This window comes from Parafilimonas sp. (assembly GCF_051953455.1).
Lineage (GTDB): Bacteria > Bacteroidota > Bacteroidia > Chitinophagales > Chitinophagaceae > Parafilimonas.
Window position 1 is genome coordinate 1 of record NZ_JBQCIT010000046.1, and the last position, 15,209, is coordinate 15,209.

Here is a 15,209-nt window from a genome sequence, read left to right on the forward strand (position 1 = left end):
TATCCGCGCATGTACCAGGCAGTTATGTCGCATGTTTCTTTCCTGAAACAAATGGGTACAGCGTAGCAAAGTTCAAAAGTTCACGGGATTACATGTTCATTAGTTAATACGCAGTTAGCATGTAAACTCCCGGGCTTCGTGAATATCAGGCTTCTTAAATCTTAGTCTTTAACGAGTACAAAATAATGCCCGCAGCCACGGCAGCATTCAGCGATTCTGCATTACCAATTTTTGGAATAGATATTTTCTTTTGAATATAAGGCTGAATATTTTCCCTGATACCTTTTCCCTCGTTGCCAATTATCACAAGGCATTCACCTGTTTTTTGAATGGCTGAAACCGGTTCTCCGTCAAGCATAGCGCCGTAAACCGGTATTTTATTAGATAACAGGAATTCATCTAAATCAGTATAAATCATATTTACGCGGGCAATACTCCCCATGGTTGACTGCACAACCTTTGCGTTATATATATCTGCAGTGTCCGGCGATGCTATGATGTTTTCAATACCAAACCAATCTGCCGTTCTGATGATAGTTCCAAGGTTACCGGGATCCTGTATGCCATCGAGCACAAGCGTTATTTTATTATAGAAGCCAGGGTTTGGAGAAAGTTTCTTTTTTTCAAATACCGCAACAACTTTGTTTGGCGTTTCAAAGTTGGATATTTTTTTTAAGTCAGCATTATCAATTTCTGTAACATCTTTTATATTGCCGTTATCAACTGCCCAGCTTTTAAGCGCATAAATTTTTCGTATCGTAAATCCTGCCTGTATTAATTCATCAACGACCTTTACACCCTCGGCCACAAAGCAACCTTCATTATCACGGTTTTTTTTATGGCCTAAACTTTGGATATATTTGGCCTCATTCCTGCTGAGCATTTAAATATGATTTTGAGTAGAACAAAGATTATAAATACCTTATTTTTTTTAGCCTTTATTTTTTTATTGCAGTCCTGTACCGAAGAAAAGTTTCTGTTTGCCATTAACCGGGTTAAAGTAAAAAATTATCCTGTTGACACACCTTTCGTATACAACAATAAAATAAATATAGAAGGCAAGATAAGCGGAGAAGAAGAAACCCGGCTGCAGGAAAACCTGGTAAGTTATTGGGCTGATAGCTTATATGCAAGACGGGTTCAGAAACTTGGCTACCGTTATATTCTGAAAAACCCACCTGTGTTTGATTCCGCTTCTATAAACACCACGCATGATTTTATGAACAGCTTCCTGTTTTCACAGGGCTATTTCAACACAGCCATCACTGATACTTTTCATATAGACACCGTGTATAAAGGCAAAAAGCCGCCTCAGTACCGTACCACAGTAGAAATGAATATTAATGTTGGCAAGCGGGTAATTATAGATTCGTTTGGATACGACCTTCGGGATGCAACCTTGCAGCGTATTGCTAAAAACACAGTAAAAGCAAGCAAAATAGAGCCGGGCAAAACACCTTATTCAAAAGAAGTTTTGGGAGCTGAATTAGATCGTTTAGTAAATGTATACAGAAACAGGGGCTATTTTTTGTTACAACGTAATAACCTGGCAGCCCTGGTTGATACAGGGAACATTTCTCTGCTTAACCTAACTGTTGACCCTTTTGAACAGATGCATATAATTGAGCAGGCGCAGCAAAAAAAACTTGAAAACCCAACAGCCACCGTTACCATACAACAGCGCCGGCTGGCAGATACTACCAACTCAAACAAGGATACTTCCTTTCTCAAAAGGTTTTATACTGGCAGGATTTATTATTTTCCCGAGACTTATATAACCGAATTACCCGATACCATTTTAAATCATACTCAAAATTTCCACGTACAGGATTTCAACAATTATTCGGTTTATTACAGGCGTGGCTCATTCAAGCCAAAAATGTTCCGGCAGCTTAATTTCCTTCGCTCCGAGCGCATGTATAACGATAACCTGTTTTACAAAACGGTAAATACCCTAAATCAGATTGGCGCATGGAAGCAGGTGGATACAAGAACTATTATAAGGGGCGATTCACTTGATATATATTATTTTTTATACCCCGACAGAAAACAAAATATAAGCTATAACCTTGAAGCCAGCCGTAATACCGGTGATGTATTGACTTCGTCCAACTTTTTTGGCCTGGCACTAAATATTACCTATCGCAACAGGAATGTTTGGCGCAACGCGGTGCAATCGTCCACCAGTTTCGTGAACGGCGTTGAACTGAGCCTTAATCAAAGCCAGATACAAAACAATTCGCTTTTCCAGGCATTTCAAATTTCACTTGGCCAAACCTATAGTTTTCCCAGGGCATTTATTCCTTTTAAAATAAAACGGCCGGGCCGGTTCGATTTTGGCCGCACGGTTATAAGCGCCAATGCCTCTTATGCCGACAGGCGGGATTACTTCCGTTTGCGCTCATTCGTAGCTGATTATGGTTATGACTGGAAAAAGCGGAACAAAGTATGGCAGACCCGTTTTCCTAATATTGAATTATATTCTTTAGACACTTTGCCCAGGCTGGTAGAAGCTTTTGAACAAAACCCTTTTTTGCGTAACTCTTTCAATACGGGAAAAGTAATCAGCACCCGGGGCAGCCTCATTATTACCTATCCGGGCAAAACAAACGTTACCAATTATGTGCGCTTTTCAAGCGAGCTGAGCATTCCCTGGTTATATAAAATAAATGACAGGATATACCAATTTGTAAAAGCCGAGGCAGAATACCGTAAAACGATCAGCCTGCACAGAACTGTTTTGGCCACACGTGCTTTTGCAGGTGTAGGATATAATTACCATGTTTCGCAAAGCCTGGGCATAACCCTGCCTTTTTATAAACAGTTTATTGCCGGCGGGCCAAACAGCATGCGGGCCTGGGGCTTGCGGCAGTTAGGCCTCGGCTCCTCCTTGCTAAGCGATACATCTTCCAGCTTCAGGGACAGGTATGGAGATATGCAGCTGGAAGCAAATGTGGAATACCGCTATCCTATTGCGCATTATTCAAGCCTTAATCTTAATGGCGCTTTTTTTGTTGATGCGGGTAATATATGGAACGTGCGGAAAGACCCTAATAATCCTCAAAGTGAATTTAATATAAGCCGCCTCGGAAGAGATATTGCCATAGGCGTTGGCACCGGGCTGCGCTTCGACTTTAATTATTTTTTAATAAGGGTTGATATGGGCATAAAGCTGAAAGACCCTGCGCGTCTTGAAAACAACGGCTGGCTCGATATTTCAAATTTTACCTGGCGCAATCATGAATTCGACCGGTATGACGTAAATGGAAACCTCGTAGGCCCTAAACGAAATAATTATGCGGTACAGTTAGGCATTGGGCTGCCCTTCTGATGCCTGCTTCATATTTTTTATTTTTTCTTCAAACTGTAAAGGCGACATGGCATCGTTAACTGAAAAACTGCCAATGCATGTTCTTCTCAGGCTGCTTAAATAAGCGCCGGCGCCCAGCGCTTTGCCAAAATCGCTGGCAAGGCTTCGTATATAAGTTCCGGTGGTACACACCACCCTGAACTCAATAACCGGTAATTCAATTTTAGTAATATCGAAAGTGCTGATGGTTATTTTTCTCGGCTCAAGCTTTACTTCATGCCCTTTGCGGGCCAGCAGGTAAACAGGCTTGCCTTCTTTTTTTATAGCCGAATGAATGGGCGGGGTTTGCCATATTTCTCCTGTTAAAGATTGTGCAGCCCGCTGTAAATCTGTTTCCGTAAGGTGGTCTATCTCTTTAAAATCTGTAGGTTCGCTTTCAAGATCAAACGTAGGTGTTACCGCACCAAGGGTAAATGAGCCGGTATATTCTTTTTCCATCCCCATATACTCATTGATCTTTTTGGTAAACTTTCCTGTACAAATTATGAGCAGGCCGGTGGCAAGCGGGTCTAAAGTGCCGGCATGACCCACTTTTGAAACACCGGTAAGAATTCTTATTTTCTTAACAGCGTCAAACGACGTCCAGCGTAAAGGCTTGTCAATCAAAATAACCTCTCCATCCAGAAATCCCTGCATGGCTGCGTGCACCGGTTTTTGTTTCATATAAGCATAAATGAATTAAAATATCTGTATTGAATTTTCGTTTTTTATGGCGGTAAATTTAATGGTATAGCTTTTGCCAATACCGCAACGTTTAAACTTTACGTCCAAAATATAATCTTAGTGCTGAAAACTTGTATATGAATTTATCCAGAAAGCTTTTATCCATACCTTTTATTACTTTACTGTCCGCGCTTTTTTTAATTACTTCATGCCTCAAAGAAAGTTCCACCCGCCGCAGCAACCACAGGGCGGATACCTATAAAAACCTGCAATATGGAACGAATACGGATATAAATGCTAATAAACAGGTTGATCTTAAACTGGATGTGTATGTGCCCGCAGGCGCTGCCGACAACCAAACATTCCCCATCGTGTTGTATGTACATGGCGGAGGGTTTAGCGAAGGCAATAAAGAGGATGCATCGGCTTTAATGCTAAAATTTGTCGATTCAGGTTTTGTGGCCGTTTCAATTGACTACCGTCTCATTCCGGAAGACGGCAGCAGCCCCTGTACCGTAGATCCGCAGCAAACAGAATACGCTTCTTATATGGCAGTCCAGGATACAAAAGCGGCCTTGCGTTATATGGTAGCGAATGCGGCAGCCTATCATGTGGATGCTTCAAAAATTTTCCTGTCGGGTAACAGCGCCGGTGCCGTTACGGTTTTAAACACGGTTTATCTTTCCCAAAGCGATTTCAGCAACATGATCCCAGGCGTGGAAACCAGGCTGGGCAGCCTGGACAATGCCACCAACAGCCTTACGAACACATATACCATCAGGGGCATTGCAGCCAACTCTGGCTGTCTTCCCGATCCGGCCTATATAACAGCATTAAACGTGGTGCCTATGATTTTTTTTCATGGTGAAAAAGACGAAGTTATCCCGGTTGACAAAGGCCATACGTACGGTTGCGACAATACGCCCTTCGTTTATGGAAGCGAAAGCTTATACACCAAAGCCTCTACGCTGGAAACGGCGGTAGTGGCACATATTGACCCTGCCGGTAGCCATCTACCTTATAATTCTAATTTCCTGGCCATTAATGAATCCTGTTTTTTTAGCAGCATATTAAATGGTGCGCCCGAAAGCGGTTATTACACGGGCAATGAATCGAGCTGCCGGTAGATTTTCCGTTTTTTAAAATTGAATCCATACTTTTGCCGCCCTATTAAAAAGTAAAGTATGGCAACAACATCAGATATTTCCCGCGGCATGATATTGAAACTCGACGGAAGCCTTTATACTGTGGTTGAGTTTGGTGAAAATAAAACAGCCCGCGCCGCCGCAAAGGTTTGGGCTAAATTAAAGGGCGTTGATAACAGCCGCACTATTGAAAAAACCTGGAACAGCGGTGAAAATATTTTTCCTGTAAGGGTTGAAAAGAAAGCATACCAGTTTTTGTATAAAGATGACAGCGGTTACAACTTCATGGATAATGAAACCTTTGAACAGGTGGCTTTGCCGGAAAGTATGATTGATGCGCCACAGTTTTTAAAAGAAGGTGGTGAAGTTTTTGTAAGCATCAATACCGAAACCGAGCAAGCTATTTCGGCCGAACTGCCTGAAAAAATTGCTTTAAAAATAACTTATACAGAACCGGGCCTTCGTGGCGATACTGCTACCCGCGCTTTAAAAGCAGCTACGGTGGAAACCGGCGCAACTGTTCAGGTGCCGCTGTTTGTAAATGATGGCGAAGTTGTCCGCATCAATACAAAGACCGGCGATTACGTTGAAAGGGTGAAAGAATAATATTATTACAATATAAATGAGAGCGCCTTATTCTTTGGGAATAAGGCGCTCTTTTGTTAAGGCATGATATAAAAATTTGACAATGACGCCGGCCTCTGTTCAGCGTCAGTCTCTGTTATATCTGCAAAAAACCACTTTTCGTATTTTGATTTTTTACTTTCGTCTCATTTGCTTTTAATTTTCCTTAATAAATAACGAATATGCGGACAAACAATAAAACAGTATAATCTATTCATATTTGTTTAAAATAAAATTTATTGGTAACCAACAGATTTATTGCGCATACCACTTAATTTTAAGGCCTTCAAAATCATAAAAACTGCATAGCCACATGAAGAAATTGCTCGTATTTGCCACACTAACTGCAATTGTAATTGCATATTATTCCTGCAGCAATAAAAGAAGCGAAAAGCCCCGTGTACTTGTTTTCAGCTTAACAAAAGGGTTTCATCACGATGCCATTCCGGAAGGCATTGCGGCCATTCAAAAGCTTGGCCAGGAAAATAATTTTGATGTGGATACTACCACAAACCCTGAAATGTTTACTGACAGCACACTGGAAAAATATTCAGCCGTAATATTCTTAAGCACTACCGGCGATGTGCTCAATTACAGGCAGGAAGCAGCTTTTGAGCGCTACATACAGGCAGGCGGCGGATATGTGGGCGTGCATGCGGCCGCAGATACCGAATACGACTGGGGCTGGTATGGAAGGCTGGTTGGCGGTTATTTCTACGATCATCCCGGCATTCACGATACTGCGCATAATGTGCAGGAAGGCGTTTTGGAAGTCATCGATCAAACTAACAATGCCACCAAACATTTGCCCAAACAATGGAAACGCACTGATGAATTTTATAGCTTTAAAAAGTTCGATTCTGCGAATGTTCATGTATTAATTACAATTGATGAAAACACTTACAACGGCGGCAAGCGCATGGGCTATCACCCAATGACCTGGTTTCATGAATATGATGGCGGCCGTTCATTTTATACAGCCCTTGGCCATACAAAAGAATCATATACCGAACCTGATTACCTGAAATTATTACTGGGTGGTATTCAGTATGCAATTGGCGATAATCTTAAACTGAATTATGCCAAAGCCAAAACACAAACCCCGCCGGAAGCAGACCGGTTTGTAAAAACACAACTGGTGGAAGGCGAGTTTTTTGAGCCCACTGAAATGACCATTCTTCCCAACTTTGATGTATTGATTGCACAGCGCCGCGGTGAATTAAAATTATACAAAAACGATACGAAGACAGTAAAGCAGGTTGGCCATCTCGATGTTTATTGGCACACAAGCACACCCGGTGTAAATGCAGAGGAAGGTTTCCTTGGTCTTGCCAAAGACCCCAATTATGCAAAAAATAACTGGATATATCTTTATTACAGCCCCATCGACACTTCGGTAAACCGGCTCTCCCGCTTTACATTTAAGAATGACACACTCGATATGGCTTCTGAAAAAGTGATCCTCGATGTACACTCCCAGCGCGAAATATGCTGCCATACCGGAGGGTCTATTGCATTTGGCCCTGATGGTTTATTATATCTTTCTACCGGCGACAATTCCACACCGTTTAATGAGCCGGGCGTGAAATATGTATCCAACAGTTTTGCGCCGCTGAATGATATACCCGGCCACCAGCAATACGACGCCCGCAGGTCAGCCGGCAATACCAATGATTTGCGTGGTAAAATTTTGCGCATACGCGTAAAAGATGATGGCACTTATGAAATTCCCGATGGGAATCTCTTTTCAAAAGGGCAAGACAGCACACGCCCCGAAATTTATGTAATGGGCGACCGTAATCCTTACCGCATTTCTGTTGACCAGAAAAACAGTTATTTATATTGGGGTGAGGTAGGGCCCGATGCCAATAATGACAGCCTTGCAACACGTGGCCCCCGCGGCTACGACGAGGTGAACCAGGCACGCAAAGCCGGTTTCTTTGGCTGGCCTTTATTTGTGGGGAATAATTATGCTTACCATGAGTATGATTATGCAACAGGAAAAAGCGGGCCGGCATTCGATCCGGCGCACCCGGTAAACACTTCACGTAATAATACCGGTCTTAGAAACCTGCCTCCTGCAAACCCGGCATTTATATGGTATCCTTATGCAGCTTCGCCCGATTTTCCACAGGTAGGCACAGGCAGCAGGAATGCAATGGCCGGCCCGGTATATTATACAGATATGTTTCCCAAGGAAACAAGGCTGCCGGATTATTATAATGGCAAACTGCTTATTTACGACTGGATGCGTGGCTGGATAAAGGCAGTAACCATGTTGCCAAACGGGGATTTTGATAAGATGGAGCCATTCTTTGAAAACATCAAACTAAACAACTGTATTGATATGGAAGTTGGGCCTGATGGCAGAATATATTTGCTCGAATACGGTTCCGGCTGGTTCCAGGAAAACCCTGATGCCGGTTTGTCAAGGATTGATTACATATCCGGCAACCGGGCGCCAAAAATCACTTCGGTTAAAGTAAATAAAACCACGGGCGCACTGCCATTTAACGGTACGGCAACGGTTGAAGCTAAAGACCCGGAAAATGATAAAATAACTTATTACTGGAACCTGGGTAATGGCACTGTAAAGGAAACCACTACACCGCAATTTGATTTCAGCTATACTGCCGCAGGCGATTACAGGCTTACGGTTACAGCCAAAGATGCCGCAGGCGATTCTTCTGTGAGCGAACCTATAGCCGTGTATGCAGGTAATGAAACACCGGTTGTAGACATTCAGCTTAACAATCCAAATAAATCTTTCTATGTTCCAGGCCGGCCGATTAACTATAGCGTAACGGTTAGCGATCCAAAAGATACTTCCAAAATTGATCCGGCCAATCTCTATGTTTCGGTTGATTATATTGAAAACTATGGGAAGCGGAAATTTGTTAGCGGCACAGACCTTGAAACAGCTCCCATCGCCGGTAAAATACTCACACAAACGCTGGATTGCAAGAGCTGCCATAAAGAGAATGAAAAATCTATCGGCCCGTCTTTCATAGAAGTATCCCAGAAATATGCGAAAGACCGCAGGGCAGCCAATTATCTCATACAAAAGATCATTAAAGGTGGCGGCGGTGTTTGGGGTGAAACCGTAATGGCAGCCCATCCTAATCTTCCGCAAAGCGATGCCAGTCAAATTGTAGGCTGGATATTATCGCTCTCCGGCGAGCATACCAGTAAAAAATCGTTGCCGGCAAGCGGTAGCATAGTACCCCCTTCCGATGTAAAACCCGGCGCTGCAATGGTGCTTTCTGCAAGCTATACCGATAAAGGTGGCAATAATATTAAAGCTTTAACCGGCAGAAGCGTAGCTGTATTGGGCAGCAATACGGTGACATTTAAAGGCACCGAGAAAAAAGAAGGCTATTCAACCTTTAGCTTTAACGGCAACAATTTAATGGTGGTGCCTCTGCAGCAGGGATGGTTTGCATTGGATAGCATTGACCTAACCGGCGTTACAGGTACAACACTGATGCTTGGCTGGCAGTTTCCGCCAAAATATGGTTTTGATTTTGAAATAAGGCTGGATGCACCCGATGGGAAGTTATTGGGTAAAGGTGCGCTGGCGCCACCGGCAGGCAAACAGAATAATGCTATGGTAAACATAAAGCTGGAGCCGGTAACCGGTTCAGGCTATCATACAGTCTATATTGTTTCAAAAGCTGCTGATGCAAAGGAAACAGCACGGGCTGGTATTACCTATGTACAATTTAAATAGCGGTTTTAAACTTTCCGCCGCCGGCGGGCATATACATAGTTGATAATTAATACAACTATTAAAATAGCAAGGCCGAAAAATTCACGGGTTTCTTCAATCCATGGTTTTTCGGCCTTCATTGTTGCAGCAATATCTTCAGCATTATGCTTGGTTGCCCAGTCAATCAGCCCGTTTGTATCAAACACTTTATAAATAGCATACCCCAGGTAAACAATGATGCCGATAATATAAGCCGAAGGATAAAATTTATTCCTGAAAGCCAGCCAGCATAAAATTGCCGGATATAAATAAATAATGATCCATTTAATGCCATCGGGATCGTTGTACTGCAATGCAGCGAACAAAACAAACAATATGCAACAGGTGATATTAAATATTTTCATGGCTGAAAGTTAAAACGAAAAATGTTTCAATGTGATTGAAATGTTTCGCACCTACTTACAGCCCCGGGTTGTCAATAAAATTCACCTTACCCTCCGATTGTGCTTCTTCCCACTTTAACATCAGACCGCTTAGCTTAAAACGCATATAATCTTCATCCTGCAGGTTAAATGCTGTTGTGGCTGCATCAGGATGCAATAATTCCATCAAACGGTTCAATTTCTTTATTTCAGCATCCGGCAAAGCTTTGTCTATAATAAGTAACTGAAAGTTTTGCCCGCTCATGGCATTTACAGCATCCTCTATATTATTTTCATAAGTTATATTCAGGTGCTGAATGCCTGCTGCAATTTTTTGTAAAGCGTTTGTATCACTTGTTTCATTTATTACGGCGTATGCCTGCAATGTTTTCATATTAACCTTTCTTTTTACACAAATTTATTACGCACCTATGGGGCGTGTATTGACTTAGGATAAGTAATCACATCTTAAGATACAGCTAAGGATTTGCCTGTGCCACCAATCAATTGCTTAAATTGCTTGTTATTTTACGTTATGCAGGAAGATTATCAGTCTTTAATTCACCTGGTGTTTATAGGCATTATAACTTTATTCCCGGTAGTGAATCCTATCGGCACCGCATTTATCCTGAACCCGTATTTTGATAACCTTACACGCAAGCAAAGAAAAAATGCAGTAAAAAGAATAGCCATATATGCTTTTATCATTTGCACTGTAACCCTATTTATAGGGCACTGGATACTGGAGTTGTTTGGTATTTCCATACCGGTTATACAACTGGCCGGTGGTATAATGATTTGCAAAATGGGATGGGAATCTTTATCTGCCGGTAATAATTCATCAGAAAACCAGGTAAAGGCTGCACATACCGCAGCAGCCGTTGATGTTGACAGGCTACAGGATAAACTTTTTTACCCTATTGCATTTCCGGTTACCGCAGGCGCCGGCACTATTTCGGTATTGTTTACACTGGGCGCCAGGAGCGCACACGAAGACATGAAAGCCTATCTTATGAATACCGGTGCACTTATGATTGCGATTATAGTGATATGCATATTAATTTACATCTTCTATCTCAATACAAAATCACTTATACAGTTTATGGGGCCAAAAGGAGAAAATGTAGTGAACCGCATTAGCGCCTTCCTTATATTTTGCGTGGGTTTGCAAATAGCCGTAAATGGCATAAAAGTTTTGGTACAGGCATAAATAATCAGAAACAATAGAACTCTTTAGGTTTAAGCAGTATTCGATTTATATAAAAGCTGCCTGAAGAGGCAGTTTAAAAATCATAACTAACGCTAAATTTATAATAACGAACCAGGTTATTTATTCAGCAGCCGAAACATCTTATACCAAACATTCACCGCTATGTCCTATTTTGCAATACAGCCAGACGGCATTGAACGAAGTAAATGCTTTTAATTTTGCAGGCTTCTGTTCTTAAATTTTATCACTATGGCACAATTGATCCGCAAAGAAGATGCACTTGAATATCATGAAAAAGAAAGGCCGGGCAAAATTGAAGTTGTCCCCACCAAAGAAACCAAAACACAGCGCGACCTGGCCTTGGCTTATTCACCGGGTGTGGCAGAACCTTGTTTGGAAATTCATGAGAATACAGAAGACGTTTATAAATATACAGCCAAAGGCAACCTTGTAGCGGTTATCAGCAATGGCACTGCGGTATTGGGTTTAGGAAATATAGGGCCTGAAGCATCCAAGCCGGTTATGGAAGGCAAGGGCGTTCTTTTTAAAATCTTCGCCGATATTGATGTGTTTGACATAGAGCTGAACACCACCAATGCAGACGAATTTGTAAAAGTGGTAAAAGCGATGGAACCCACATTTGGCGGCATTAACCTGGAAGACATAAAAGCGCCTGAATGTTTTGAAATAGAACAAAGGCTAAAGGAAGAATTAAATATACCCATCATGCATGATGACCAGCATGGTACCGCCATTATATCGGGTGCTGCTTTGCTGAATGCACTGGAACTGGTAGGCAAGGATATTTCAAAAGTTAAGTTTGTAATAAGCGGTGCCGGCGCTTCGGCTATTTCCTGCTGTAAAATATATATAGCACTTGGAGCTGATGTGCGCAATATGTATATGTTCGACAGTAAAGGGCTGATTATAAAGTCCCGCACCGGCCTTGACGAAAACAAGCAGCTTTTTGCACAGGATATGGAACCCCAAAGCCTTGAAGAATCTATGAAAGGCTGCGACGTATTCATCGGGCTTTCCAAAGGAAATGTGGTGAGTAAAGAGATGCTGAAATCAATGGCAGAAAAACCAATTGTTTTTGCATTGGCGAATCCCACGCCTGAAATTGCCTATGACGATGCCATTGAAGCAAGGCCTGATGTAATTATGGCCACAGGCCGGAGTGATTATCCTAACCAGGTAAATAATGTGCTGGGTTTTCCTTATATTTTTCGCGGTGCACTTGATGTGCGTGCTACTGCCATCAATGAAGCTATGAAGCTGGCAGCGGTAAAGGCATTGGCAGCGCTGGCAAAAGAACCTGTGCCCGATATTGTGAATGTGGCCTACAACGAAAGCCATTTACATTATGGGCCTTCTTATATTATTCCCAAACCCATGGACCCGCGTTTGCTGGTTACCGTTTCACCGGCTGTAGCAAAAGCTGCCATTGAAAGCGGCGTGGCAAAATATCCCATTACCAATTGGGAAACCTACGAAGCACAACTGTATAAGCGCCTCGGTACAGATGATAATATTCTCCGCTTTATCATTAATAAAGCAAAACAAAACCCGCAGCGCGTTGTATTTGCTGAAGCAGAAAATATTAAAATACTGAAAGCGGTACAGGTTGTAAAGGATGATGGTATTGCGATACCAATTTTATTGGGTAATGAAAAATGCATACAAAAATTGATTGAAGAAAATAACCTGCCACTGAAAGATGTGCAGATTATTGATCCCAAGAGTGAAGAAATGGATGCGAAATGCGTAGAATATGGCGATATATATTTTGAGAAAAGAAAACGCAGCGGCTTTAATTTATATGAAGCGAGGCAGGTTATGCGTGAACGTACTTATTTCGGCTGCATGATGGTAGCGCAGGGCGAAGCCGATGCCATGATATCCGGCCTTACGCGGCGGTATCCGGATACGGTAAAACCGGCACTGGAAATTATAGGTATGGAATCCGGCGTTAAGAGAATGGCGGGCATGTACATCATGCTTACTAAAAAAGGCCCGTTGTTTTTTGCAGACACCACACTCAATTTTAATCCCAACGTTGAACAGTTAAAAGATATTACATGCCTCACGGCAGAAGCGGTTAAAAATTTTAATATCAAACCGCGTGTGGCTATGTTGTCTTATTCCAATTTCGGAAGCAGTTCTTCACCCGAAGCCAAACTGGTACGCAGCGTTGTAGAGCAGATAAAAGAAGAAAAACCAGGCTTTGTGATTGATGGCGAAATACAGGCAGCCGTTGCATTTGACCAGGATTTGCTGAAAGAAAACTACCCCTTCTCCGACTTTGTAAATGAATCGCCTAATGTATTGATATTCCCTAACCTGGCAGCCGGCAATATTGCCTATCATTTAATGCAGGCCGTTGGCGGCGCAGAAGCAGTGGGCCCGGTATTGCTGGGCTTAAAAAAACCAGTGCATGTATTGCAGTTAGGAAGTTCTGTAAGGCAAATTATAAACATGGTGGCAATAGCTGTTTGGGATGCGCAGATAAAATGCGCTAAAGAGAAATAAGCCGGTGGCGCCTGATTTACCCGGTACATTAACCCCGGCAACAGATAAAAAATTAAAGATATTGCTAAAGCAAGCCATTAGAAATTTTGCTTTGCGAAATTCACATTAACTACTCCACAAACAAACAATCCAGAAATCTGTATGATTATTGTTTAACCTGAATTGAAACAACCAAAATAATTTTTTGTTATTTCATTCTTTATTATTTTACTTTGTATTTCAAAGTACTTTTAAACAATCAAACACCTTCGCAATGAAAGCACAAAAAAGTTTATCCCGCCCGGTTTTGTGGGTAGCGGTAACAACCCTGATTTTACTCGCCATACCATTTGTAGCCATGCAGTTTACCAACGAAGTAAACTGGAGCGTATCAGATTTTATTATCATGGGATTGCTGATATTCAGTACAGGATTATCTTACGTATTACTTACAAGGTCTGCTTCTGGTTTTACCTACCGCGCCGCTTTTGCGCTGGCTGTTGGTACCACGTTTTTATTAATATGGGCCAATCTCGCCGTCGGGCTTATTGGCTCAGGCCCCAACGCTGCCAACCTTATGTATGCAGGTATTGCAGGCATTGTTATTATCGGCACCTTCCTCTCCCGCTTTACCAGCAGGGGCATGAAGCATGTCATGTTCATTGCCGTTTTTGCATTGGCAATATGCGCCGGTATACAGTTGCTGGCTAAAATGTATGCGTATGCAGGCAGCTCTGTAACAGAGATCATTTTGGTAAATGCATTCTTTGCTATGCTATATGCTATTTCCGGCCTGCTGTTCAGGCATATAGCCTTAAAGCAGCCACCTGCTGCAGCATAACTTTATACATGCAGTCATGCGGCCTCTTGGCTAACAGCAGTAATTTCTATAGCTGCACATTCAACTGAGTAAGCAAAATCAGTAGCACCCAAAACTAATGTGCTACCCATTGCATAATGCGGGCTGAATAATAAGCGCATAACAAACCTTCTGTCTCTCATGCTAAAAACTTATTTTGCGCTTTTTGTATTTATAAACTGAATAGTTAACATGAGAAAACTCTCCTTGCTCCTGCTTGCTGCATGTATATCCGCCGCTGGTTTTGCGCAAAAAGATTCTGTAACTGTAGCTGATTATGCACGTGCCGAAAAAATGTTGTCGGCCAGCCTTACGCCATATATCTATAACAATGTGAGTTATGGCAGATGGATAAACGATAACCAGTATGCTTATCAAACACGCACAGCACAAGGCATTGGTTATGTTATGGTTGATGCCGCCAAAGGAACACGCACCAGCTTAACTGATAAGCCTGAAGGCCTTGATGGCAATACATACGGCTCCCGCGGGAAAGAAGTGCTTTCTCCTGATGGCAAAAAAGCAGTATTTATAAAAGATTATAATTTATGGGTAAGGAATGTTGCCACCAACCAACTTAAGCAGCTTACAACAGATGGCGTTGAATATTACGGCTATGCAACCGACAATGCCGGCTGGACGCATTCTGATAATGCTATTGTGAGCTGGTCGCCCGATTCTAAAAAGATTGCCACT

General features: G+C 42.3%; 12 protein-coding genes. 8 read left to right on the plus strand and 4 right to left on the minus strand.

Annotated elements, in window-relative coordinates; genetic code table 11:
• Nucleotides 1–154 precede the first annotated feature (154 nt).
• Entirely contained in the window at nucleotides 155–883 is a 729-nt protein-coding gene (locus tag ACTHN6_RS16360; RefSeq protein WP_440436851.1) for a TrmH family RNA methyltransferase, read from the minus strand.
• Between the two features lie 12 nt (nucleotides 884–895).
• Here ACTHN6_RS16360 and ACTHN6_RS16365 point away from each other — a divergent pair, with 12 nt between their 5' ends.
• A complete protein-coding gene (locus ACTHN6_RS16365) occupies nucleotides 896–3,331 on the plus strand; it encodes a BamA/TamA family outer membrane protein (protein ID WP_440436852.1) in 2,436 nt (811 codons plus the stop codon).
• On the opposite strand, the gene truB is transcribed toward ACTHN6_RS16365, so the two are convergent.
• On the minus strand, nucleotides 3,308–4,033 hold the full coding sequence (gene truB, locus ACTHN6_RS16370; protein WP_440436853.1) for a tRNA pseudouridine(55) synthase TruB: 726 nt from the start codon (nucleotides 4,031–4,033) through the stop codon (nucleotides 3,308–3,310). The two genes, ACTHN6_RS16365 and truB, sit on opposite strands and share 24 nt — an antisense overlap.
• Nucleotides 4,034–4,170: 137 nt before the next feature.
• On the opposite strand from truB, the gene ACTHN6_RS16375 reads away from it, so the two are divergent.
• The 3 genes from ACTHN6_RS16375 (at nucleotide 4,171) to ACTHN6_RS16385 (ending at nucleotide 9,532) form a co-directional block, all read left to right on the plus strand.
• Nucleotides 4,171–5,160 carry an alpha/beta hydrolase gene (locus ACTHN6_RS16375; protein WP_440436854.1) on the plus strand — a complete coding sequence of 330 codons (990 nt, stop codon included), beginning with the start codon at nucleotides 4,171–4,173 and terminating at the stop codon, nucleotides 5,158–5,160.
• A gap of 57 nt (nucleotides 5,161–5,217) precedes the next feature.
• Nucleotides 5,218–5,784 (plus strand): elongation factor P, encoded by a 567-nt coding sequence (gene efp / locus ACTHN6_RS16380; RefSeq protein WP_440436855.1) that lies wholly within the window; start codon nucleotides 5,218–5,220, stop codon nucleotides 5,782–5,784.
• 331 nt (nucleotides 5,785–6,115) lie between these two features.
• Nucleotides 6,116–9,532: a ThuA domain-containing protein gene (locus tag ACTHN6_RS16385; protein WP_440436856.1), complete on the plus strand. Its 3,417-nt coding sequence runs from the start codon at nucleotides 6,116–6,118 to the stop codon at nucleotides 9,530–9,532.
• Between the two features lie 5 nt (nucleotides 9,533–9,537).
• Here ACTHN6_RS16385 and ACTHN6_RS16390 read toward each other — a convergent pair whose 3' ends face one another.
• Both ACTHN6_RS16390 and ACTHN6_RS16395 read right to left on the minus strand, forming a co-directional pair.
• Nucleotides 9,538–9,915 (minus strand): transmembrane 220 family protein, encoded by a 378-nt coding sequence (locus tag ACTHN6_RS16390; RefSeq protein ID WP_440436857.1) that lies wholly within the window; start codon nucleotides 9,913–9,915, stop codon nucleotides 9,538–9,540.
• A 55-nt stretch (nucleotides 9,916–9,970) separates the two neighbouring features.
• Complete coding sequence (locus ACTHN6_RS16395) at nucleotides 9,971–10,327, minus strand: hypothetical protein (RefSeq protein WP_440436858.1); 357 nt, start codon at nucleotides 10,325–10,327, stop codon at nucleotides 9,971–9,973.
• Nucleotides 10,328–10,468: 141 nt separating this feature from the next.
• Here ACTHN6_RS16395 and ACTHN6_RS16400 point away from each other — a divergent pair, with 141 nt between their 5' ends.
• The 4 genes from ACTHN6_RS16400 to ACTHN6_RS16415 form a co-directional block, all read left to right on the plus strand.
• On the plus strand, nucleotides 10,469–11,143 hold the full coding sequence (locus tag ACTHN6_RS16400) for a MarC family protein (protein ID WP_440436859.1): 675 nt from the start codon (nucleotides 10,469–10,471) through the stop codon (nucleotides 11,141–11,143).
• Nucleotides 11,144–11,392: 249 nt separating this feature from the next.
• Nucleotides 11,393–13,675 carry an NADP-dependent malic enzyme gene (locus ACTHN6_RS16405; RefSeq protein ID WP_440436860.1) on the plus strand — a complete coding sequence of 761 codons (2,283 nt, stop codon included), beginning with the start codon at nucleotides 11,393–11,395 and terminating at the stop codon, nucleotides 13,673–13,675.
• Between the two features lie 253 nt (nucleotides 13,676–13,928).
• Nucleotides 13,929–14,495 (plus strand): hypothetical protein, encoded by a 567-nt coding sequence (locus ACTHN6_RS16410; protein ID WP_440436861.1) that lies wholly within the window; start codon nucleotides 13,929–13,931, stop codon nucleotides 14,493–14,495.
• Between the two features lie 210 nt (nucleotides 14,496–14,705).
• The coding region (locus tag ACTHN6_RS16415) for a DPP IV N-terminal domain-containing protein (RefSeq protein WP_440436862.1) at nucleotides 14,706–15,209 on the plus strand (504 nt) is incomplete at its 3' end.

What these genes read in the sequence shown, in the direction of transcription:
- ACTHN6_RS16375 (WP_440436854.1), top strand. Translation starts at nt 4,171, where the DNA reads ATGAATTTATCCAGAAAGCTTTTATCCATACCTTTTATTACTTTACTG.
- ACTHN6_RS16390 (WP_440436857.1), bottom strand. Translation starts at nt 9,915, where the DNA reads ATGAAAATATTTAATATCACCTGTTGCATATTGTTTGTTTTGTTCGCT.
- ACTHN6_RS16410 (WP_440436861.1), top strand. Translation starts at nt 13,929, where the DNA reads ATGAAAGCACAAAAAAGTTTATCCCGCCCGGTTTTGTGGGTAGCGGTA.
- efp (WP_440436855.1), top strand. Translation starts at nt 5,218, where the DNA reads ATGGCAACAACATCAGATATTTCCCGCGGCATGATATTGAAACTCGAC.
- truB (WP_440436853.1), bottom strand. Translation starts at nt 4,033, where the DNA reads ATGAAACAAAAACCGGTGCACGCAGCCATGCAGGGATTTCTGGATGGA.
- ACTHN6_RS16360 (WP_440436851.1), bottom strand. Translation starts at nt 883, where the DNA reads ATGCTCAGCAGGAATGAGGCCAAATATATCCAAAGTTTAGGCCATAAA.
- ACTHN6_RS16405 (WP_440436860.1), top strand. Translation starts at nt 11,393, where the DNA reads ATGGCACAATTGATCCGCAAAGAAGATGCACTTGAATATCATGAAAAA.
- ACTHN6_RS16395 (WP_440436858.1), bottom strand. Translation starts at nt 10,327, where the DNA reads ATGAAAACATTGCAGGCATACGCCGTAATAAATGAAACAAGTGATACA.
- ACTHN6_RS16385 (WP_440436856.1), top strand. Translation starts at nt 6,116, where the DNA reads ATGAAGAAATTGCTCGTATTTGCCACACTAACTGCAATTGTAATTGCA.
- ACTHN6_RS16400 (WP_440436859.1), top strand. Translation starts at nt 10,469, where the DNA reads ATGCAGGAAGATTATCAGTCTTTAATTCACCTGGTGTTTATAGGCATT.